This window comes from Paenibacillus koleovorans NBRC 103111, from assembly GCF_004000845.1.
Taxonomy (GTDB): domain Bacteria; phylum Bacillota; class Bacilli; order Paenibacillales; family NBRC-103111; genus Paenibacillus_AA; species Paenibacillus_AA koleovorans.
The window spans coordinates 1-19,718 of sequence record NZ_BIMA01000125.1; the positions used below are offsets into that span (position 1 = coordinate 1).

Consider the following 19,718-nt stretch of genomic DNA (forward strand, 5'->3'; position numbering starts at 1 on the left):
CGCCCTCGGCGCCGCCGGCGCGGCGCCGTCCCCGCGCGCCTTTGCCTGCGGCGCGCGCACCCCCATCGGCGCTCCCCGCGAGCGCCGCAATCGCATCCACTCCCGCCACATGCGGGAGTTCCCACATACGCGCCAGCAGCCCGTCCTGCGGCCGCTGGCGAATCAAAAACCGGCCCCCTCCCGCGTCGGGGCCCTCCACAAAAGCGACGAGGCGCGTTTCCGGCCGCGGCGGCTTCGCCTTCGTCTTGACCGGCAGCGCCTCGACCAGCCCCTCCAGCCGGGCGGCGCAAGGCTCCATCACCGGGCATGTGAGGCAGCTCGGCGACTTCGGCGTGCACACCGTCGCCCCGAGCTCCATGATCGCCTGGTTGAAGTCCCCGGCGGCCCCCTCGGGAATCAAGCTGCGCGCCAGCTTCTCAATGCCGACCCGTGTCGACGGCTTCGCAATATCGTCGCTCAGCAGGAAAAACCGCGACAACACCCGCATTACATTGCCGTCCACGGCCGGCTCCGGCTTGTTGTAGGCGATACTCAGAATCGCTCCAGCCGTGTAGGGGCCAACCCCTTTTAACGACGAAATCTCCTCCGGCGTATCCGGCACCACCCCGCCAAACCGCTCATGCACCTCGCGCACCGCCGCCTGCAGGTTCCGAGCCCGCGAATAATACCCGAGCCCTTCCCACAGCTTCAGCACCTCCTCCTCCGGCGCCGTCGACAAAGCCTCCACCGTTGGAAATTTGTCCACAAATCGGTGATAATACGGAATAACGGTGTCCACTCGCGTCTGCTGCAGCATCACTTCGGAAATCCAGATATAATAAGGATTGCGGCTCCGTCGCCAAGGTAGATCCCGGCGATGCTTGCGATACCAGGCCAGCAACGGCTCGGAGAAATTGATCAAATTCAAGCTTTGTTCCATGACGTCTCCATTTCTATCCGATATAATGTAGGAATCGGCAGTACGATCCCAATTTGCAAAGCGAGGCCCCTCCATGCTCACGCCCGGCGAAATCGCGGCCCAACTGAATAGGTTCGTCTTCTCGCTCCTGCTCGTCGGCCACCAGAAAACAGGCGTCGCTTGGAAGCAGCCTCAGCGAACAATCCGCCACCATTCTTTCTGGCTCATCGTGAAAGGGAAAGGCACTTTCCGCATCAACGGCACTCTGTATCCCGCCGAACCTGGCAAGCTGTTCTTCTACTCCCCCGGCATGCTCGTCGAACGGGCTTCCGACCCGGAGCAGCCGATCGAATACTACTTCGTACGCTTCAATTATAAAGAAACGTATGAGGAGAAGGAACAGTGGATTTCCCGAAATACGGGCGAATGCCCGTTCCCGCTGCAGGGAATGTATTCCATGCAAAATACGCCGCAGCTCATCTACTTGATGGAGCAGCTGTTCGCGCTCTGGCAGCGACGAGGGCATATAAATGCGATGCGGCGGAGCATTGTGCTTCATGAGTTTTTGCTGGCGATGCTCCAGGACTTCCGCGCTCAGAAAATGGCCGGCGACACAACCGCTTCGATCGAGTTGACCCAAGAGTACATGGCCCAGCATTATCAGGAGCCGCTTACGCTCGAGCAGTTGGCCCAGTTGGCCGGGATAAGTGTGAGCCATTATTCGCGCCTGTTCAAAAAATACATCGGCTACAGCCCCATCGACTTCCTGACCCATCTGCGCATGGACCGAGCCAAGGAGCTTCTGGTCCTGTCGGATTACCGGCTCAAGTCAATTGCGGTGAGCGTCGGCTACGGGGATGAATTTTATTTCAGCCGAATTTTCAAAAAAGTAGTGGGTCTCTCCCCACGGGAGTACGCCAAGAAACACCGGGTCGACCCTGGGCAATAGCGAGGTGAAGTTAGAGAATGGATAAGCAAAAGGGGCCGTTAAGCCGCTACAATGCTTATTTGTACATATGGGGGGCACAATGGATCTTCGAGGCGTTGCTGATCTACTTTTGGAGTTTGGAGCCGCAGGATAGCGCAGTGATGGCCAGCTTGTGGGCGGCACTCGGGGGCAGCGCGGTCGTATACGGACGTAGGCGAAAAAATGGCGCCGGTCACAGAGCGCAGCCTGCGGCAGCCTCTGCCGCAACTGGAGCTAGTACAGCAACAGGTGCCAGCGCAGGTACCGCTACTTCCTCCGATCCCACTCACGCTTCCGCCGCTGCATTGCGGACGACGCCTGTTGCAATTGCGGCAATCGCCGGAGCGGCTTGGTCCGCCGCCCTGCTGATCTACGCCCAGCCGCCGGCCCTGATCGCATACGACTTGATCCGCGCGCTGCTGCTGGCGCTGATCTTCGTCGTCATCGGCGCCGCAGCCGGGCGCGAGCTTGTGCTGCTCGGCGTCTGGCTGTTCGCCTTAGCTACGATTGTGGCCGTCTGGTTCCTCGGCTACGCGCCGCTCGTGCTGATGGCTTGCGGAGGCGCCAGTCTATTCGCTTGCACCTGGATTTTCCGCGTCTGGTCCGATCCGCCAGCCGGGTGACCTCTGTGCCTGGATTTTCCGCGTCTGGTCCGCATCGGCCAGCCGGGTAACCTCCTAGTCCTCCACCTTGCACACGTTTCGCCATTAAGTATCGAAACTCCGAACGGAGGTTGACCTTTATGTTCTTTTCTCGTACACGCAATATATGGTTTGTCGCCGCATTGGGGCTGACACTCTCGCTCACCGCCTGCGGAGGCAGCACGAGCAAGGAGCAGGCCGGCAAACCCGAGCTGCTGAGCGCAGCGCCGGCAACCGTGCAGACCGTCTACAAAAAAAGCTGCCTCTCCTGCCACGGCGACGGCCTCCAGGGGCGGATCGGCCCGAAGACCGATCTGACGCAGGTCGGGGCCCGCATGACCTCCGAGCAGATCGAGACGCAAATTCGCAAAGGCGGGAGCGGCATGCCCGCCTTCCAAAATCTCAAGCCCGAAGAAATTACCGCCATCCGAGACTGGCTTTCGGGCTTGAAGTAAACCCTGGCCGACGTTGCCTTCGCTATTACCGGACCGCATCAATTCGCGTTGACGGCCGCCTAACCCTCGCGACCCGCCGCCGTCAACGCCACGGTCCGCTTGCCTGCACCCGCAACCAGGAGTCCATCCTGGATCAGCTTCGTACGGGCTAGGACGCTGCGGTTTTTGTATTGCAGTTGACGCCCGCAGCCGGTCTTCCGAGCCCGCTCCTCCGGCCCAAGCTGCAGCCGCAACGCCATTCGCTCCACCACGTCCTCCCACTTATGCTCCTTCCCATCGTTTACCTCTTCCAGCAGCAGCGCCATCCATGTTGTGTATGCCGGTATCGCCATTCGTTTGTATACAATCCCCTTTACTGTTCAACTCGTTACCCACCGTTCGTCCCGAGCTCAGCATTTACAGCCGATCCCGAGGGCCTCTCAAGCTCTACTCCAGCATTTCCGTCAAACACGGCTGAATGCGAAGCAACTCGGTGCAACGCTGGGGTTGACAAAGAAAAACCAATTTTTCATAAGGAGCTTCCGGCTCCATATCGGCTAAATCTTGCAATTGAAATATTGCTTGTCCACCTGCAGCTGCTTCTTCAAAATAATATTGAATAATGGCGGCCCATTCTCTCCCGAACCCATCGAGACTTTCGCCCGGAGCATATTTCCGTTGGGCGATTCCTTACGATAGAAGTAATGATCGGTCTGCTTGTACAGCTCCCAACCATCATTCTCACAAAATCTTCTTACGTCTTTCCAACTAGGCACGGATGAATTTTAGCACTCCCTCCGGGCTATCCTGCAGCATGATCCGGAACACGATAGGATAGTGGGCCTTTCGGTTCGGGGCGTGTCGATACCGGTCGATGTCCTCCCAAAATTCCTGTGCATACTCGATCACATCGTTGGCCAGGGAGAGCTTCAATTCCTCCAGCGTTTCCCCTTCACCTACAATGTCGATTTCTTCAAACGATCCATAATAGCGACCATCTTCCCCAACCTCATATTCTACTGTCAGCACATACGGCGATAACAGCAAATCCAACTGGTCCCGCGCTACAGCCACCACCATATCCCGGTTCCGTTTCACCGCTTGCGGCTTGTCTCTGATGACGGAGTCTATGAATCCCCCGAAAACGATTGGGAGCACTTCAGCAGTTGCCCTCGCCAACAAAAAAAGCGAGGGAGGCTGAGCCTACTCCCTCGCTTGCTCGGCGACGGCGAAAGCGGCCGCCGTCGTCTCCGTATGCGTAATGCTGATGTGAATCCGCAATCCCGCCGTAGCTGCAGCTGCGGCCGCCGCCGATGCCCGCTCGCCGCCAACCGGGCCATCGCTGCCGCCCTCAGCGCCGCCGCCCAAGCCGAGCCGCGCCAAGGCGGCGTCGGACACTCGGCAATCGGGCTTGCCCAGCGCACCCGGGAGGACGCTGATGTCCTGCAGCCCGACTTGCCGGCCGATGCCACAGCCGAGCGCCTTGGCGACGGCTTCCTTGGCGGCGAACCGCCCGGCGACGAACTCCGCCAGCCGGCCGGGCGAACCGCCGCCGCGCGCGGCGGCGAGCTCGCGCTCGGCCGGCGTCAGCAGCCGCTCGACGAAGCGCGGGCCGTGCGGCTGCTCGAGGATGCGCCGGATCCGCGCGATCTCGACCAGATCGGTGCCGATGCCAACGATCATACCGCGTTACACCCCTGGAATCGGAACGCGCTTGTGTTCCGTCCGCAAGTACTGCCGCTCCAGCTTCTCACGAGCGGCGGGGTCGATCTCCTTGCCCTCCAGATAGTCGCTGTTGTCCTCGTATGTGATGCCGAGCTCGCCTTCGTCTGTCTGGCCTTCCCACAGGCCGGCCGTCGGCGCCTTGTCGAGCACGCTCTGCGGCACGCCGAGCTCGCTCGCCAGCTGCCGCACCTGCCGCTTGTTCAGCGTGCTGAGCGGCGTGACGTCCACAGCCCCGTCGCCGTACTTCGTGAAGAAGCCGGTGATCGCCTCCGAAGCGTGGTCCGTCCCGACGACGAGCAGCCGCAGGTCGAAAGCAAGCGCATATTGCACGACCATCCGCGTACGGGCCATGATGTTGCCTTTGCCCTCCTTGCTCACATGCCGCGGAATGCCCAAGTTCTTAAACCCATACTCCACCTCGAGCGCGATCTCGTCCACCGACTGCTCGATGTTCGTCTCGACCTTATGCGTCAGCTGGAACGCCTCGGCAACCGCATAGCTGTCCGAGATGTCCTTCTGCGTCCCGTACGGCTGGAAAACGCCGAGCGTGATGTACTCCCGCCCCGTCTCCTTCGTCAGCTCGTCGGTCGCGGTCTTGCACAACCCGGCAGCCACCGCGCTGTCGATACCGCCGCTGATGGCGATGAGCAATCCGCTCAGATGGGCGTCCACAACCGATTTTTTCAAAAAGTCCACGCGCTTGCGAATTTCTTCCTGTACGTCGATCTGCGGCTTCACGCCCAGCTTGGCGATGATTTCCTGCTGCAAGCTCACGGTACACTCACTTCCTTATCCAGAAATTACTTTATGACCAGTATAGCCTACTCGCCTGCAATTTCATAGCTTGTGAGCAGGCGCCTTCTCGACGTTGATCCCGTAAGCCTCAAGCCCCGCATACTCCGGCTGGTCGCTGAAGCGCTCCAAATCGTTGTACGCCGGAATGCCGTGCAGCGCCATATCGAGGCCTTCCTCTTCCTCCGCGGCCGAGACGCGCAAGCCGATCGTGCTCTTGACCAGCTTGGCCAAACCGAAGCTGAGGGCGACTCCCCACACGGAGATCGCAGCAACGCCAAGCAACTGGACGAGCAGCAGCTCCGTACTGCCTGTAGTGAGCAAACCGTCGCCTTTATCGAACAGACCGACTGCAATCGTCCCGAATGTCCCGTTAACACCGTGGACGGCAACCGCGCCGACCGGGTCGTCGATTTTCATCCGGTCCACCATCAAGGTGCCCCAGATGACTAGCAAGCCGGCAACCAATCCGATCAAAATCGCGGCATACGCCGATACGAACGCACACCCCGCCGTGATGCCCACCAGACCGGCGAGCGCTCCGTTCATCGTCATGCTCGGGTCGGCTTTGCCATAGCGGAACAACGTGTACAGCAGCGCCGAAGCGCCGCCAGCAGCCGCCGCCAGCATCGTATTCAGAGCGATGGACGACAAATTCGTGTCAAACGCGTTCAGCGTACTGCCGGCATTGAAGCCGAACCAGCCGAACCATAAGATGAAAGCGCCGGCGGACGCAAGCGGGATGTTGCTTGGCGCGAAGACGTTCACGCTGCCGTCGGAGTTGAAGCGGCCTTTGCGAGGCCCGAGCACATAGGCGATGGCCAGCGCGGACCAGCCGCCGAGCGCATGAATCGCCGCCGAACCGGCGAAGTCCTTCATGCCGAGCTGGGCGAGCCAGCCGTCGGCGTTCCAGATCCAATGTCCCGAGATCGGGTAAATGATGGCGGTGATCACTACGGCGATCAGCATGTAAGCTTTGAGCGACATCCGCTCCGCGACCGCACCCGAGATGATCGAGATGACGGCAATGGCGAAGCCCAATTGGAAGAGCACATAGGCAGCCAGCGGCAAGTCGAGCGAAAGCTCCAAATGCTGTGAAGCGCCCCAGAAATCAAAGCTGATTACCCCTGCGGTGTCCGCTCCGAACATCAAGCCGAAGCCAACCAAGAAAAAGGCCAAAGCGCCGAGCGTCAAGTCGACAAAAATTTTCATCGTTACGTTTACAGCGTTCTTCGTTCTGACAAGCCCCGCCTCCAGCAGGCTGAACCCGCCTTCCATAAATAACACCATCGCGGCAGCCAACACGACCCACATCGTGTTCATTGCCATTATTTGTTCCGCGTTCATAGCCCACTCTCCCTCTTTTGCACATAATTATAGGGAGGTCATGCCGTTTAGTCAACGGACTATGTCAGATAACCTAACATAAAAGTATAATAAAATTACAATTTCTACGGCGGGAAACCTGACGAATTGACAGCTTTCTTAATTTGGCAACCATGTTACAATGAAGTGGTCTGTCCATATTCCCATTAGATAAAGGAGAGATACCACAATGAAATACCGCAGATTAGGCAAAACCAAGCTGAAGGTGTCCGTCGTCGGCGTCGGCACATGGCAATTCGGAGGCGAATGGGGCATCAACTTCTCGCAGCCGGAAGTTGACGCCATTCTCGACCGCGCGGCCGAGCTCGGCATCAATTTGCTCGATACGGCCGAGTGCTACGGCGACCATTTGTCCGAATCGTTCATCGGGGACTACCTGTCCCGCCGCAACCGGGAAAGCTGGATCGTCGCGACGAAGTTCGGCCATCATTTTCACGACCGCTTCAGCCGCACCACTCATTTCGACGCCCAAGATGTCGTCAAGCAGCTGGACGCCTCTCTAAAGGCGCTGCAGACCGACTATATCGATTTGTACCAGTTCCACTCCGGCCCGAACGAGGTGTTCGACAACGACGAGCTGTGGACTGCTCTGGACAAGCAGGTTCAAGCCGGCAAAGTGCTGCATCTCGGCACGTCGATCGGCAGCAACGCCAACGTCCATCAGACGCAAGCTTCCTCCAGCATCAATTCCCAAGCGATTCAAGTCGTCTATAACCGTCTCGACCGTATACCCGAAGAGGAAGTGTTCCCGATATGCCTGGAGCAGGACTTGGGCGTGCTGGCACGTGTGCCTCTGGCTAGCGGCTACTTGAGCGGCAAGTACAAGCCTGGCGACGTTTTCGGCCCGACGGATGTGCGCCACAATCACGATAAAGAAGCGACGCTGCGCAAGCTCGAGGAGGTGCAGCGCATCCAAGCCGAGGAAGTGCCGGCCGGTGTCGATATGGCCACTTGGGCGCTCGCCTGGTGCCTCAAGCATCCGGCGGTTACAACGGTTATCCCAGGCTGCAAAAACCCCGCCCAAGTGACCGCCAATGCGCTTGCAGCCGATTTGGCCGAGGATAACCATCCGCAAGCCCGGCCCTAATCTCGCTTTCGCAAGAAGAGTCGAATGCATAACTTGCTGTGGCAGGTATATGCCTTCCGGCTCTATTTTTTATTCATAAATTAGGAAAAACAGCAGGGTTTCAGGGCGCAATGTAGAATTAATTGGCGTCGAACAAAGTCGAAATACATAACACCTAACTGACAAAGGGAGCTGGATCGCATGAGCATCCGCATCAAATTAGTCGTAGCCTTCGCTTTAATCCTGGTCTTGTTGACGACCCAATACGCGTACACGTATTTCATCAGCGAAGGCACTCATTCCGGCTACCAGGAAATGCTGCAGGATGCAGACTTCCAGCTGAACCTCCGAGAAATCCAGTCTTTAATGAACGGCATCTCCAATGACGAGCGCGGCTACTTGCTGACCGGCGACGCCGCCTACACCGCGCAGCTAACCGAAGAAGACGCGAAAATCAAAGCCTTGCTCACCGCCAGCTTGAACAGTTCGACGCTTGACGATTCCGATCGAGCCGCTCTCACCGACATCCAAGCCAAATACACAGCCTTCTACGGCATCAGCCAGCAAGTGGTCGCCGCTATGAAAGCCGGTAAAACGAAGGAAGCCCAGACGCTTCATCTCGAGCAGGAGCGCCAGATCCGCAAGCAGGTCGATGACAGCATGAACGCCCTGGTTCTTAAAGTCGATGAAGAAAGGGCGGCCGACATGACAGACCGGAAGGGCGAAAGCGATTCGCTCATCATGTCTATCGTCTTGTCCTTCGCCCTCGTGGCCGTTGCCGCCATCGTCATCGGCCTAGTCCTCGGCCGCATGATCGTCCGTCCGATCGTCCGGATGAACGCCCAGCTTCGCGAAATCGCCGAAGGCAGCGGCGATCTGAGCCGCGTCATCGAGCTCCGCTCGAGGGACGAGCTCGGCAAGATGGCGGAGTCGTTCAACAAGATGGTGTTGAATTTGCGCTCGATTCTGCTGCAGGCGAAGGATACCGCCATCCAAGTCGCCTCCTCGTCCGAGCAGTTGACGGCGAGCGCCGAGCAGACGACGCGAGCGACCGAGCAGATCGTGGAGTCGACGCAGCAAATTGCGGTCAGCTCCGAGACCGAGCAGCGCCAGATGGAGGAGGCGGTCGGCTCGATCCAGTCGATGTCGTCCGGCATTGCGCAGGTCGCACAAGTGAACGAGGAGGTGCTCCGACTGGCGCAATCGGCTTCGGAGGCGAGCTCGACTGGCGCCGTCGCGGTCGGCGAGGTGCTGCAGCAGATGGAATCGGTGCACCAGACCGTCGATCGTGCCTCCTCGGTCATCGAGACACTGGGCAACCGTTCTATGCAGATCAGCAGCATCTCCTCGCTTATCACGGATCTCGCCAACCGGACGAACATCCTCTCGCTGAACGCCGGCATCGAAGCGGCCCGCGCCGGCGAGCACGGCAAAGGCTTCGCCGTCGTCGCGCAGGAGATCCGCAAGCTGGCTGAGCAGTCTCGCCAGTCGGCGCAGCAGATCGCCGAGCTGATCGAAGCGATCGTGGAGGAGACGCAGCTGGCGGTCGTGTCCATGCGCGACGGCACGGAGAAGGTCGGCACCGGCCTCGTCCGCACCCGCGAGGTGAACGAGATGTTCAGCCGGATCGATTCGACGGTGTCGGCTGTCGCCCAACAAGCGTTGGCTACGTCATCGACCGCACGCGAGCTGGCGGAGTCGAGCCGCAACATCGTGGAAGTCGTCGAAGCGGTGGCCGCCTCGAGCGAGCAGGTGGCCGCCTCGTGCCAGAGCAACTCGGCCGCGACCGAGGAGCAGCTGGCGACGATGGAGGAAATCTCCTCCTCCTCGAACGCGCTGTCCCGGTTGGCCGACGACTTGCATAACGTGCTGAGCCGCTTCAAGCTGCACTAGACGACAAAAAACGTCCCTCCGCAAGTGAAGGGACGTTTTTTTGTCGTCCGATTAGAAAATAAGGTGAGGTGATGACATAGTTGCTGCTTAGATGTTGAGGCGAGGCGGGTGGAGCAGTCGTCAGGATGCAATGTAGGGTAAATTTTGTTTACTTGGCGGGCTGGGCGGGTGGATGGAGGGCGATGTAGGGTAATTTGGGTCTACTTGGCGATGGCGTAACGCTATTTGCGCTGACCACCGGGCCATCCTTGGCTATCTTCGCTAAGAGATACGAAATGTCCTACTCGTGACCGCCCAGCTATCGTCTAGCTACCGTCAGCTATCACCTAGCTACAGTCAAGCTACAATTAATCAGGCGACCGCCTACTCCTGCCGCTCCGTCGCCGGGTGCAGCTCGTCGATCGTCTCGTCGACTTGGCCCGTGCGCACATTGTACATCTCCAGCACCGGGATGACGAATATTTTGCCGTCCCCCATCTCGCCGGTTTGCGCCGTTCTGATGATCGTCTGGATCGTCTCCTGCACTTTATAATCGGACACTACGATTTCCATTTTCACTTTATAGTGCAAATTCACGGTATACGCCTTGCCCCGGTACACGCCTGTCGCATTCTTCTGCTGGCCCCGTCCCTGCGCCTGCGTTACAGTGAAGCCCGTCACTTGAATTTCCCGCAGCGCTTCGATCACCTCTCTCAGCTTCTCCGGACGGATGATCGCTTCAATCTTCTTCATTCGGACTCCCCCTTCGGTCAAATGCCTCTCCCGGCATTTCCTTATTTAGTATGTTACTGAGTTTGGGCATTTCGTGCAAGACGGGTTCGCGGAAAAAAATAAAGCCGCCCCTCCTGCGCAGGCAGGAAGGAGCGGCTGGGCCGACCGCAGGTGCGGACGATTTAGTTGCAATACTTCTCGAATGCGTTCACGAGGTCGCGCGCGATATCGTCCGCGGAGCGGTTCTCGATCGAATGGCGCTCGATCATGTGCACGAGCTCGCCGTTCTTCATCAACGCGATTGATGGAGACGACGGCGGGTAAGGAGCGAAATATTCGCGCGCCTTGGCTGTCGCTTCCTTGTCTTGCCCGGCAAAAACGGTGAACAGACGAGTAGGCAGAACCTCGTTCTGCAGCGCCTTCGCTACGCCCGGACGGCATTGGCCGGCCGCACAGCCGCAGACGGAGTTCACTACTACGAGAGTAGTGCCGTCTTGATCGGCGAAATTCGTTTCCACTTCCTCCGGCGTCTTCAGCTCGGTAATCCCCAAACGGGTCAGCTCGGTACGCATCGGGGTAATCATATCACGCATATAGGATTCAAAAGACATCGACATGTCGCTTCACTCCTTCGGAAATCAGACTATATCGCTATTATACATCGCTGTCCCTCAGAAGCAAAGCGCCGCCTTCCTCCACGCATGCCAAAATCGCCCATCCGGCGAGATGACCGGCCTGACGGGCGGCTAGCTCCAGTCTCCGCCATCTGCGACGTCCTGGGCCGCGCCGTTGTCCTGCGGCTGCGTATCGGCCGGTCCCGCCTGGTATGCGACGTCCTTATCCGGATGCGTGAACATCGCCCCGGTCGCAGACGGAAGGATTCCATGCTCGAAGTATTCCCGGTTCTCGGCGGACTGGAAGCCGATATCCTTGAACGGATGCACCCACTGGTCGCCGGCCATAATCGCCGGATCGGTCTCGCTCGTCCAATTCGTCAGCGGCGAATTCGCCGATTCATACATATGGTCGCCGATCACCACGCCGTGTTCGTTCACGAACGCTTCACGGGGACCGCGTCCTTCCTCGAATTGAGGCAGGAAGTTGATTTCGAACGGATCAAGGGACGGCTGCTCGTTCGTGATTCCCGGCTGCTGCTGGTCCTTGTTGTTTTGTTCGTCGGTCATCTGGTTCGTCAACCCTCCTTATGTAGAAGGCCGATTCGGGCCCTCGAGCTTCTTGTCCGCCGTTTGGCCGTCTTGTCCGTTCTTCTGCGTCTGCCCGCTCTCGCGTGCGTGCTCCCGTTGGGCGAGGGAGTCTCCGTTTGCTGCGTCCTTGTCCGGTTTCATAGGTGGATTCGTCAGCTCCTTTCTCCCCCTATTATGCTTCATTGCGGGAAAAATCACTCCGATCGCCGCCAGACCCAAGTACACCCATTGCTCGCCGGTCAAAAAAAGAAGCAGGGGATCGCCGGGTTTGTCCGCGAATGTAACGAGCATCCCTCCGATGCCGATGACGAGCGCCGCTTCTTGGCCCAGTTTGCCTGTGCCCGCTTCCTCCGTGCCTAATAGCCGCCACAATCGGACCCCTGCCGCGAGTGCCACGATCAGCATGTAGACGTTCAGCGGGTGGTAAAGCTTGCTGCCGCCGCCGAAGGGGTCGGGGATGCCCCACGGCAGGGGGGTGACGGCGCCATATCGCCATTGCAGCAAGGCATGTAAGGCGATGCCCGCCACCGCGCCGAATGCCGCCATGTCGAGCAGCAGTTGATAAGGCAGGTTGGATTTGTGTACGCGGTACGCGATATAAGCGGCAGCGGCTAACAGACCAAGCCAGACCTCCCTCTCGGCTCCGTTCATGAGCAGGATCGCGAGCGGGCGCTCCCAGAGCAGGCTCGGCTGGAACAGTAAATGGCCGAACTTCCAAACGATCAGCACGATGAAACTGGCGCTCCCCAGCATATCCAGGATCGCTGTTCCTGGTCCCACTCCGGGTCGAGCCTCGCCTTCCCCTCCCGACGCATCGAACGAACGCAGCTTGATCCGTATCGCCGCCCATGCGAGCGCCAACGAGGCAAGCAGCAGGAGCAGCTCCTTTTTGACAACCAAAGGCCCGATTTCCACGATATCCGTCATAACCCCACCCGCCCCCATTCAATTACCGTTCCATTCTCTCTATCTTATTATATAGGTTGATTTGGCTTTGGCCCATATGGTGCGTTAAGATGGAAGCATGGATATATGATGTCAGGGCGGGCAGGAGTCGAGATTCGGCATGCGGTACGATGTAATTGTAATCGGAGGGGGCTCCTCCGGATTGATGGCGGCGGTGGCGGCTAGTGCGCATGGGGCGCAAGTGCTGCTGGCGGACAAAGGCGATAAACTGGGGCGCAAGCTGGGCATCTCGGGCGGTGGGCGCTGCAACGTGACGAACGCCAAGGAGCTGGACGAGCTGATCAAGCATATCCCGGGCAACGGGCGGTTTCTGTACAGTGCGCTGGCTACGTTCGGGAATAAAGAGATCGTCGCTTTTTTCGAGGGCATGGGGATAGCGCTCAAGGAAGAGGACAACGGGCGAATGTTCCCCGTGTCGGACAAGGCGAAGTCGGTTGTGGACGCTTTGATCCGGAAGGTGCGCGAGCAAGGGGTGCATATCCGCACGAACAGTCCGATCGCCGAGGTGCTGTATGAAGACGGGCGCGTGCAAGGCGTGCGGCTGCGGTCGGGCGAGCGGGTGGCGAGCGATGCCGTGATCGTCGCCGTAGGCGGCAAATCCGTGCCGCACACCGGCTCGGAAGGCGATGGTTACGTTTGGGCCGAGCGAGCCGGCCATACGATCGTCGAGCTGTACCCGACGGAGGTGCCGCTCGAGTCGGGCGAGCCGTTCATCCGCAGCAAGGAGCTGCAGGGGCTGTCGCTGCGCGATGTCAGCTTGTCGGTCTGGAACGCGAAGGGGAAGCGGATTGTCGAGCATGAGGGCGATTTGCTTTTCACCCACTTCGGCTTGTCCGGCCCGATCGCGCTGCGCTGCAGCCAGTTCGTCGTGAAGCAGTTGAAGGAGCAGCGGGCTCAGAGCAAGTCTGGCGCTGGGGCGGCGGCTGGAGTTACGCCTGCGGCGGCGGCTGGGCCAACGGCTCCGGCTGGGGCTGCTGCGGCGGCTGGGGCAACCGTGCCTTTGACGATCGATCTATACCCGGCCAAGTCGGTGGACGAGATCTACACGGAAACGCTCCGGCTGGCGGAGACGGAATCGAAGAAAGCGATCAAAAACGTGCTGAAGGGGTATTTGGCGGAGCGGATGATCCCTTTGCTGCTAGAGAAGGCGGGGCTTCGCGAGGAGCTTACATACGACAACATTCCGAAGCTGGCGTGGATGGATCTGGCGAAGGTCGTTAAAGCTTTTCCGGTCGGCGCGAACGGCACCCTCTCGATTGAAGAGGCGTTCGTCACCGGCGGCGGGGTAAACTTGAAGGAAATCGACCCGCGGACTATGGAGTCCAAGCTGATGGCCGGCCTCTACTTCTGCGGCGAGGTATTGGATATTCACGGGTACACGGGAGGCTATAACATAACCGCCGCGTTCTCGACCGGCTATACGGCGGGCAAGAGCGCGGCGGAGGCTGCGATGCTTGAGCTTCGTTAATCGCGGCTTAAGCGCCGAAGGAATCATCCTTCTGGAACAGCATAAGCGGCATTTTGAACACATAAGCCACTACGAGGAAGATGCCGATGATCATGCCGACCAGCACGAGCACGCTGCTGAGGGACAGCCCGCCTACGCCTGTGATGACGTTGGCGATGTTGCATCCCGGTGCGATCCGCGAGGCGACGCCCATCACCAGACCGCCGGCAATGGCGGCCGGAAGGCGCGATCTGCGCGGCCAGCGGAGCTTGAAGCTGCCGCTCATCAGCGCAGCGACCAAGGAGCCGATGACGAGGAAGATAACGAGCGTCTCCTCCGGCCCGAGTCCGACTCGAGGGAAATCGGCGAACAACGCATTGAGATACGTGTTATTGTATACAAAATCGTCTCCGAACACCTGGGCGACCGCTACGGCGCCGATGCGCGTCTCCGGCCCCGTGATCCCGACGTTCGACATAAGCGCAAACTGCACGGTAGCCGTAACTCCGATCAGAAACGCCACTAGACGGATGTCCCAGTGCGATTGCTTGAACGGATTACGCTCCCAATCGGTTAACGCCTCTTTGATGCCTTGAACGAATCCCCTCACACCGAAGCGCGCTACGGAGATGCCGATCATGATGACTACAATCGCGATCGGCAGCACCCACACCGGCAACGGCAGATTGAACAGCGTGTAACCCGATTCGGCGATCGTCAGCGGTTCGAGCACATCGCGTCCCCACGGGTCGTACACCAGCGCGAACAGCAGATTGCCCGCAATCGCACAGGCCAATACGAGCCAGAACTGCACGTACCCCATGCCGCAGCGGTACAGCGTACCAGAGCCACAGCCGCCGGCGACCGTCATGCCAATTCCGAATAAGACGCCGCCTAATAAATTTCCCCAGCTGATCGGTACGGTCCACAGATCGGAAATCCCTCGCGCGCCGATCAACATCACGATCATCCACCCGAGCAGCGATGTGCCGATCAGTACCAGCACCCCGTTAAGGATTCGGGTATCTCGGACACTAATCCAGTCCCGGATCGAAGCGACGAAGCAGAAGTCCGCCTTTTGCAGCAGAAATCCGTACGCAAAGCCGAAGAAGGCAGCTAGTAAAAATACATCCCAAGTATAGGCCACCTGCGTCTACCACCTTGTATTAATCGAAATTAAGCTTTCTTGATGAAAATGTGATACTCTCCGCCTTTTTTCGCTACACCTAGAAATTCTCCGATTTTGTTCATTTTGACGGCAGCCGGGATCGTCTTGGTCGCGATGCTGTGATCCGTCACTTCCACCACGATTTCACCGGACTTTGCTTTCTTCAAGCCGTCCAGAGCCAAATTAAGCGTATGCGGGCATACTTCACCGATTGCATCCACGATATGATCCGGTTTAAGGGCGAATAGTTCCTTCTCGCTCAAGCTCATAGTTCGTTATCTCCCTTCTTGGTTAGAGGCAGCTCGAAGCTCTCGATCGGCGCCGCCGAGCCTTTCGCTACGTCGTTGCCTTCACCGATCCAGCTTAGCATGCCGCCTTGAAAATTGTGCACATGGCCGAACCCGTTGTTCTGAAAATATTTGGCCACTTCGAAGCTTCTCCGCCCGCTCCTGCAAACGAATATATATTCGCGCTCCGGATCCAGCGTTTCCGTCCAATCGATGATATCGCCCATCGGGATGAGGGGAAGCCCCTCGATGTGGGCCTCCTCATACTCCTCCGGCTCACGAACGTCAATCACGACAGCCGTTCGATCCGCAGCCTCCAGTACGTCCTTCAATTCCCGCCAGTCCAGGTGGGACACATCCTCTATGCGCTGTGCCATGCCGTCACTCCTTTACTTTACGAGCGGAGCGTCGTCTGCATTCGCCCATTCCGCCATGGAGCCTTCGTAAGGACGAACGTCCTTAAAGCCGAGCAGTCTCAAGGTAAAGTAAGTATGAGCGCCGCGAATGTTCGTCTGGCAGTAAGGGATAATCGTTTTTTCTTTATCCGTAACGCCGGCCTTCGTATAAATATCGGTCAAATCCTTGTTGCTCTTGAACTTCGGTACTCCGTCCGCCGGGTTCTGGTCGATCGCTTCGCTCCATTCGGTATTGACCGCGCCGTTCACGTGACCGCCATTCTTGTTCCCTCGAAGATCTTCCCCGGTAAACTCCTTGGAGGAGCGTGTGTCCACAATCGTGCATTGAGCCAAGTTCGCGGCCAGCAGCTGCGCTTTCGTCGTGATCAGCTTCTCGTTCGCCACCGCCGTGAAGTTGCCTTTGGCCGGAGCAGGAACATCCGTCGACAGATCTTTACCTGCGCTGGTCCATGCCAGGATCCCGCCGTTCAGTATTTTCACTTTATCCTTCAACCCATAATACTCGAGTCCGTAAAAGATACGGGTTGCCGCGTTACCCGCGCCGCCTTCGTCGTAGACCAGAACGATGGAATCGCTGTTGACGCCTGCTTTTTGGAACAGCTCCGTAAATGCGGTATTCGAAACGATCGTGTTATTCTTCGCATCCTTCAAGAGTCCCGCATTGACCGATACGGCACCCGGGATATGTCCTTGATCATAGCCTTTCGACCGCGCATCGATGATCTTCAGGTTCGCATCCTTGGCATGCTCTTCCACCCATTTTACGTCCGCCAGCAATTGGGCGTTCGGATACGTAGCCGCTGCTGCAGTCGGGGTCGGTGTGGCTGCTGTGCCGCCTCCCGCTCCGTTCGTCGTGCCGCTCCCCGTTTTGTTGCCGCAGGCGGAAGCGATACCCGCCAATAACACCAGTGATAGAATCGCTAACTTACTCCTCATGGAAATGTCTCTCCCCTCGATTGCATCTGTTTAATTTCTTGCCAAATTAGTGAGTTCTACCGTATAATACAACTATTCCGAGTGTATTACAATGTTTATTTTAAGAATTACGAAAAACGGGGGATTCAGACCAATGAAGAGAGTTACATCAATAGCCGCCCTCTGCATCGCCTTTGCCGTGCTGCTCGGCGGATGCGCCATGGAGACGAAGGAACAGGCCAAGGCCCGGCTTCAAGTCGGCGACGGCGGGGCAACCGGAGAAGCGTCGTCCGGCTCCGTCCGGACGGAAGCAGGCAAATTAACGGCCGTCCAATTCTACGTGCCCAGCGAGACCGACAACAATCTATCGGTTATCGACATCCCGACCGGCAAGGTCGTAGGCAAGGTCAAGCTGTCCGAAGCGCCTTCCACCGTCGTCTTCTCCAGCACGATGCGTGAAGCTTATGCAGCCAACATGCACAGCAGCACCGTATCCATCATCAACACGCAAACGCTTAAAGTGGAGAAGGAGGTTCCCGTAGGGCCGATGCCGCACGGCATGGTGCTGTCGCCGGACAACAAGACGCTCTATGTTGCCGCCGTAGCCGATCAGTTCATTTATTTGATCGATACGAAGGAACGCAAGGAGACCGGCACGATCGACCTCGGCAATGGCGCCAAGACCAACTATATGAGCTTGTTCGGAGACAAGCTGTACGTCAGCGATCATGAGAACAACAAGGTGTATGTCGTCAATGTGAAAACGAAGCAAACGTTGCAGACGATCGCTACCGGCAAAACGCCTCGCGCGATCAAAGTCAGCGATGACGGCAAGAAGCTGTTCGTACCGGCCGCTGGGGACGGCACCTTGGAAGTGTACAGCACGGAAACCGGCAAGCTGGAATCGAAAATAGCGGCCGCCGCCGGAGCGACCGACGTCGTCGTCAGCGAGGACGGGAATACCGCAATCGTCACATCGATGGAAGGCAATGCCGTTACGTTCATCGACTTGGCCTCAGGCAAGCCTGTGCAGACGATAAACGGCCTGGCTGGGGCGAGACACGTCTCGTTCAATCGCCAGCAGACGAAAGTTTATGTCACATTAAGCGGTTCAGGCGAGGTCGTCGTGATCGATACGGAAGCCCGCACGGCCGGCGAACGTATCAAGGTCGGCGACAAACCTCACGGCATCTCCATCAAGGCGCTACCCGGCATCGGCGGCAGCTGCTGATACGCACACGGATGCCCCTCTCCTCCAACCGAGGCGAGGGGCTTTCTTCATTTGGCAAGCATCCGATCAATCGCGGCCCTCATCTTCTCTTCATCCATTGCGCCCACTCGCTTCTGCGACACACGGCCTTCCTTATCGATGAAAATGGAAGTCGGGATCGACTGGACATCATAAGCATTCGTGACGCTCTTATCCGGGTCCAATAAAATGCGGAACGTATATCCTTTATTTTGCAAATAGTCGCTGACTTCCTTGCGGTTCTCTCCCACGGCTATCGCCAGTACGACGACGTCTCGCTCCTTGTACGCCTGGTACACTTTCTCCATGTCCGGCATCTCCTCCACGCAAAACAAACACCAAGTCGCCCAAAAGTTGATGAATACGGTTTTCCCTCGAAGCTCCTGCAGGGTCACCTGGTTTCCATCCAGATCGGATAAAGTAAAATCAGCCGTCTCCACTTTCGTTGTTGAACCGGCTGCCATTTCAGGCTCACTGAGCTTGTAATGACGGGTGATATATGCGGCGGAGAGGAGCAGCACTAAGGCGATGCCCCCAATTAGCAAGTTTTTCTTCATCCTCCCACGCTCCTTTATAGATTAAACAGGCTGCCGTATTTACTGAAAACCTCCAGCTTATCCGTGAACACCAACACTCCAATCAAGATCATAATGAGACCGCTGATCAAGGAGATGACCGGAATATACTTGGAGAGCTTCTTGATGTACCCCGTGAGATTCCCGACAAATATAGCCGCGAGCACGATCGGAACGGCGAATCCGAGCGAATACAGCACGAGCAGCAGCACGCCCTGCTTGACCGTCTCCATGCTTCCCGCGTAGAGGAGGATCGAGGATAAAATCGGACCGATACACGGTGTCCACCCGACGGCGAACGCCATGCCTAGCATTAGAGAACTCGCGTTTCCACCCTTGTTTCCCGTGCCCTGCGAAAGCCATCTTTTCTCCCTGTACAGAAACTTAAACTTGAACACGCCTGTCATATGCAGGCCGAACAAAATAATCAAAACCCCGCCGATACGCCGGATGTAATCCAGATAATCGGAAAGCAGACTGCTGATCGCCCCCACGGAAACGCCTAGCAAAATGAACACAATCGAAAACCCAGCCGTAAAAAACAAGGACTTCACCAATAGCTGCAGCTTGACCTTGCCAGAATCGATCCGGGATACACTGGTTCCAATCAAATGGCTGAAATACAGCGGAATAAGCGGCAGCACGCACGGCGACAAAAACGACAGGAGCCCTGCGGAGAAAGCCAATACATAGTCTATCATGCGTATTCCCCTCGCGGATAGGCAAACGGGCGGCCGAATGGACCGCCCTCACCTCGAATTTATAATTCCTACTTGATTACTCGGTTTTAAGTATACAATGGATTTCTGTGATATTCAATACTTCGTGCAAAAGAATAGCCGGCTCCTTAGTCCGCGCGGTGGATCGGCGGTCAAGAAGGCGGCGGAGGTGGCGAGATGGCGCGATGGCGAGATGGCGAGATGGCGAGATGGCGAGATGGCGAGATGGCGAGATGGCGAGATGGCGAGATGGCGAGA

Annotated in this window: 24 protein-coding genes; 7 read left to right on the forward strand and 17 right to left on the reverse strand. The window is 57.8% G+C overall.

The window, feature by feature from the left end:
- The coding region (mutY, locus tag PKO02S_RS27115) for an A/G-specific adenine glycosylase (protein ID WP_127588143.1) at positions 1–919 on the reverse strand (919 nt) is incomplete at its 3' end.
- 73 nt (positions 920–992) lie between these two features.
- Here mutY and PKO02S_RS27120 point away from each other — a divergent pair.
- From PKO02S_RS27120 to PKO02S_RS27130, 3 genes are all read left to right on the forward strand, one after another.
- Entirely contained in the window at positions 993–1,847 is an 855-nt protein-coding gene (locus tag PKO02S_RS27120) for an AraC family transcriptional regulator (RefSeq protein ID WP_127588145.1), read from the forward strand.
- Positions 1,848–1,864: 17 nt separating this feature from the next.
- Complete coding sequence (locus PKO02S_RS27125) at positions 1,865–2,488, forward strand: hypothetical protein (RefSeq protein WP_127588147.1); 624 nt, start codon at positions 1,865–1,867, stop codon at positions 2,486–2,488.
- Between the two features lie 119 nt (positions 2,489–2,607).
- Positions 2,608–2,961: a c-type cytochrome gene (locus PKO02S_RS27130; protein ID WP_127588149.1), complete on the forward strand. Its 354-nt coding sequence runs from the start codon at positions 2,608–2,610 to the stop codon at positions 2,959–2,961.
- A gap of 59 nt (positions 2,962–3,020) precedes the next feature.
- On the opposite strand, the gene PKO02S_RS27135 is transcribed toward PKO02S_RS27130, so the two are convergent.
- The 6 genes from PKO02S_RS27135 to PKO02S_RS27160 form a co-directional block, all read right to left on the reverse strand.
- The gene (locus PKO02S_RS27135) at positions 3,021–3,293 is read right to left on the reverse strand and encodes a winged helix-turn-helix domain-containing protein (protein ID WP_127588151.1); all 273 of its coding nucleotides are present in this window, start codon (positions 3,291–3,293) and stop codon (positions 3,021–3,023) included.
- Positions 3,294–3,497: 204 nt separating this feature from the next.
- The gene (locus tag PKO02S_RS27140; RefSeq protein ID WP_127588153.1) at positions 3,498–3,716 is read right to left on the reverse strand and encodes a type II toxin-antitoxin system HicA family toxin; all 219 of its coding nucleotides are present in this window, start codon (positions 3,714–3,716) and stop codon (positions 3,498–3,500) included.
- Positions 3,709–4,098, reverse strand: coding sequence for a RelB antitoxin-like protein (locus PKO02S_RS27145; RefSeq protein ID WP_246067471.1), 390 nt, complete (start codon positions 4,096–4,098; stop codon positions 3,709–3,711). The genes PKO02S_RS27140 and PKO02S_RS27145 overlap by 8 nt, the downstream gene beginning before the upstream one ends.
- Positions 4,099–4,143: 45 nt before the next feature.
- Entirely contained in the window at positions 4,144–4,623 is a 480-nt protein-coding gene (gene acpS, locus PKO02S_RS27150; RefSeq protein WP_127588157.1) for a holo-ACP synthase, read from the reverse strand.
- Between the two features lie 6 nt (positions 4,624–4,629).
- Positions 4,630–5,439 (reverse strand): NAD(+) synthase, encoded by an 810-nt coding sequence (gene nadE, locus PKO02S_RS27155; protein ID WP_127588159.1) that lies wholly within the window; start codon positions 5,437–5,439, stop codon positions 4,630–4,632.
- 63 nt (positions 5,440–5,502) lie between these two features.
- Complete coding sequence (locus tag PKO02S_RS27160; protein ID WP_127588161.1) at positions 5,503–6,804, reverse strand: ammonium transporter; 1,302 nt, start codon at positions 6,802–6,804, stop codon at positions 5,503–5,505.
- 208 nt (positions 6,805–7,012) lie between these two features.
- On the opposite strand from PKO02S_RS27160, the gene PKO02S_RS27165 reads away from it, so the two are divergent.
- Positions 7,013–7,930, forward strand: coding sequence for an aldo/keto reductase (locus tag PKO02S_RS27165; RefSeq protein WP_127588163.1), 918 nt, complete (start codon positions 7,013–7,015; stop codon positions 7,928–7,930).
- Positions 7,931–8,110: 180 nt separating this feature from the next.
- Entirely contained in the window at positions 8,111–9,802 is a 1,692-nt protein-coding gene (locus tag PKO02S_RS27170; RefSeq protein WP_127588165.1) for a methyl-accepting chemotaxis protein, read from the forward strand.
- Between the two features lie 363 nt (positions 9,803–10,165).
- On the opposite strand, the gene PKO02S_RS27175 is transcribed toward PKO02S_RS27170, so the two are convergent.
- From PKO02S_RS27175 to PKO02S_RS27190, 4 genes are all read right to left on the reverse strand, one after another.
- A complete protein-coding gene (locus PKO02S_RS27175; RefSeq protein ID WP_127588167.1) occupies positions 10,166–10,534 on the reverse strand; it encodes a P-II family nitrogen regulator in 369 nt (122 codons plus the stop codon).
- Between the two features lie 161 nt (positions 10,535–10,695).
- Positions 10,696–11,130 carry a BrxA/BrxB family bacilliredoxin gene (locus tag PKO02S_RS27180; RefSeq protein WP_127588169.1) on the reverse strand — a complete coding sequence of 145 codons (435 nt, stop codon included), beginning with the start codon at positions 11,128–11,130 and terminating at the stop codon, positions 10,696–10,698.
- A gap of 129 nt (positions 11,131–11,259) precedes the next feature.
- On the reverse strand, positions 11,260–11,697 hold the full coding sequence (locus PKO02S_RS27185) for a DUF3905 domain-containing protein (RefSeq protein ID WP_127588171.1): 438 nt from the start codon (positions 11,695–11,697) through the stop codon (positions 11,260–11,262).
- 18 nt (positions 11,698–11,715) lie between these two features.
- Entirely contained in the window at positions 11,716–12,645 is a 930-nt protein-coding gene (locus tag PKO02S_RS27190; RefSeq protein WP_127588173.1) for a hypothetical protein, read from the reverse strand.
- A gap of 139 nt (positions 12,646–12,784) precedes the next feature.
- On the opposite strand from PKO02S_RS27190, the gene PKO02S_RS27195 reads away from it, so the two are divergent.
- A complete protein-coding gene (locus PKO02S_RS27195) occupies positions 12,785–14,152 on the forward strand; it encodes a BaiN/RdsA family NAD(P)/FAD-dependent oxidoreductase (RefSeq protein ID WP_127588175.1) in 1,368 nt (455 codons plus the stop codon).
- 7 nt (positions 14,153–14,159) lie between these two features.
- On the opposite strand, the gene PKO02S_RS27200 is transcribed toward PKO02S_RS27195, so the two are convergent.
- Genes PKO02S_RS27200 through PKO02S_RS27215 form a run of 4 tightly spaced genes read right to left on the reverse strand, consistent with a single transcriptional unit; the run spans position 14,160 to position 16,938 of the window.
- Positions 14,160–15,278, reverse strand: coding sequence for a YeeE/YedE family protein (locus tag PKO02S_RS27200; protein ID WP_127588177.1), 1,119 nt, complete (start codon positions 15,276–15,278; stop codon positions 14,160–14,162).
- 29 nt (positions 15,279–15,307) lie between these two features.
- Positions 15,308–15,568, reverse strand: coding sequence for a sulfurtransferase TusA family protein (locus PKO02S_RS27205; RefSeq protein WP_127588178.1), 261 nt, complete (start codon positions 15,566–15,568; stop codon positions 15,308–15,310).
- Positions 15,565–15,963 carry a rhodanese-like domain-containing protein gene (locus PKO02S_RS27210; RefSeq protein ID WP_127588179.1) on the reverse strand — a complete coding sequence of 133 codons (399 nt, stop codon included), beginning with the start codon at positions 15,961–15,963 and terminating at the stop codon, positions 15,565–15,567. Before PKO02S_RS27210 ends, PKO02S_RS27205 begins: the two co-directional genes overlap by 4 nt.
- 12 nt (positions 15,964–15,975) lie before the next feature.
- Positions 15,976–16,938, reverse strand: a complete 963-nt coding sequence (locus PKO02S_RS27215; RefSeq protein WP_127588180.1) for a sulfurtransferase — start codon at positions 16,936–16,938, stop codon at positions 15,976–15,978.
- 133 nt (positions 16,939–17,071) lie between these two features.
- Between PKO02S_RS27215 and PKO02S_RS27220 the strand changes: the two genes are divergently transcribed.
- Positions 17,072–18,148 (forward strand): YVTN family beta-propeller repeat protein, encoded by a 1,077-nt coding sequence (locus tag PKO02S_RS27220; RefSeq protein ID WP_164821716.1) that lies wholly within the window; start codon positions 17,072–17,074, stop codon positions 18,146–18,148.
- Between the two features lie 47 nt (positions 18,149–18,195).
- Here the strand turns inward: PKO02S_RS27220 and PKO02S_RS27225 are convergent, their stop codons facing one another.
- Complete coding sequence (locus PKO02S_RS27225) at positions 18,196–18,723, reverse strand: TlpA family protein disulfide reductase (RefSeq protein ID WP_127588182.1); 528 nt, start codon at positions 18,721–18,723, stop codon at positions 18,196–18,198.
- 14 nt (positions 18,724–18,737) lie between these two features.
- Positions 18,738–19,442: a cytochrome c biogenesis CcdA family protein gene (locus PKO02S_RS27230; RefSeq protein ID WP_246067472.1), complete on the reverse strand. Its 705-nt coding sequence runs from the start codon at positions 19,440–19,442 to the stop codon at positions 18,738–18,740.
- Positions 19,443–19,718: the final 276 nt, after the last annotated feature.

Excerpts from the sequence above, each read along its gene's own strand:
- PKO02S_RS27120 (WP_127588145.1), top strand. The coding sequence starts at position 993 with ATGCTCACGCCCGGCGAAATCGCGGCCCAACTGAATAGGTTCGTCTTC.
- PKO02S_RS27125 (WP_127588147.1), top strand. The coding sequence starts at position 1,865 with ATGGATAAGCAAAAGGGGCCGTTAAGCCGCTACAATGCTTATTTGTAC.
- PKO02S_RS27130 (WP_127588149.1), top strand. The coding sequence starts at position 2,608 with ATGTTCTTTTCTCGTACACGCAATATATGGTTTGTCGCCGCATTGGGG.
- PKO02S_RS27135 (WP_127588151.1), bottom strand. The coding sequence starts at position 3,293 with ATGGCGATACCGGCATACACAACATGGATGGCGCTGCTGCTGGAAGAG.
- acpS (WP_127588157.1), bottom strand. The coding sequence starts at position 4,623 with ATGATCGTTGGCATCGGCACCGATCTGGTCGAGATCGCGCGGATCCGG.
- PKO02S_RS27160 (WP_127588161.1), bottom strand. The coding sequence starts at position 6,804 with ATGAACGCGGAACAAATAATGGCAATGAACACGATGTGGGTCGTGTTG.
- PKO02S_RS27165 (WP_127588163.1), top strand. The coding sequence starts at position 7,013 with ATGAAATACCGCAGATTAGGCAAAACCAAGCTGAAGGTGTCCGTCGTC.
- PKO02S_RS27170 (WP_127588165.1), top strand. The coding sequence starts at position 8,111 with ATGAGCATCCGCATCAAATTAGTCGTAGCCTTCGCTTTAATCCTGGTC.
- PKO02S_RS27175 (WP_127588167.1), bottom strand. The coding sequence starts at position 10,534 with ATGAAGAAGATTGAAGCGATCATCCGTCCGGAGAAGCTGAGAGAGGTG.
- PKO02S_RS27180 (WP_127588169.1), bottom strand. The coding sequence starts at position 11,130 with ATGTCGATGTCTTTTGAATCCTATATGCGTGATATGATTACCCCGATG.
- PKO02S_RS27185 (WP_127588171.1), bottom strand. The coding sequence starts at position 11,697 with ATGACCGACGAACAAAACAACAAGGACCAGCAGCAGCCGGGAATCACG.
- PKO02S_RS27190 (WP_127588173.1), bottom strand. The coding sequence starts at position 12,645 with ATGACGGATATCGTGGAAATCGGGCCTTTGGTTGTCAAAAAGGAGCTG.
- PKO02S_RS27195 (WP_127588175.1), top strand. The coding sequence starts at position 12,785 with ATGCGGTACGATGTAATTGTAATCGGAGGGGGCTCCTCCGGATTGATG.
- PKO02S_RS27205 (WP_127588178.1), bottom strand. The coding sequence starts at position 15,568 with ATGAGCTTGAGCGAGAAGGAACTATTCGCCCTTAAACCGGATCATATC.
- PKO02S_RS27210 (WP_127588179.1), bottom strand. The coding sequence starts at position 15,963 with ATGGCACAGCGCATAGAGGATGTGTCCCACCTGGACTGGCGGGAATTG.
- PKO02S_RS27215 (WP_127588180.1), bottom strand. The coding sequence starts at position 16,938 with ATGAGGAGTAAGTTAGCGATTCTATCACTGGTGTTATTGGCGGGTATC.
- PKO02S_RS27220 (WP_164821716.1), top strand. The coding sequence starts at position 17,072 with ATGAAGAGAGTTACATCAATAGCCGCCCTCTGCATCGCCTTTGCCGTG.
- PKO02S_RS27225 (WP_127588182.1), bottom strand. The coding sequence starts at position 18,723 with ATGAAGAAAAACTTGCTAATTGGGGGCATCGCCTTAGTGCTGCTCCTC.
- PKO02S_RS27230 (WP_246067472.1), bottom strand. The coding sequence starts at position 19,442 with ATGATAGACTATGTATTGGCTTTCTCCGCAGGGCTCCTGTCGTTTTTG.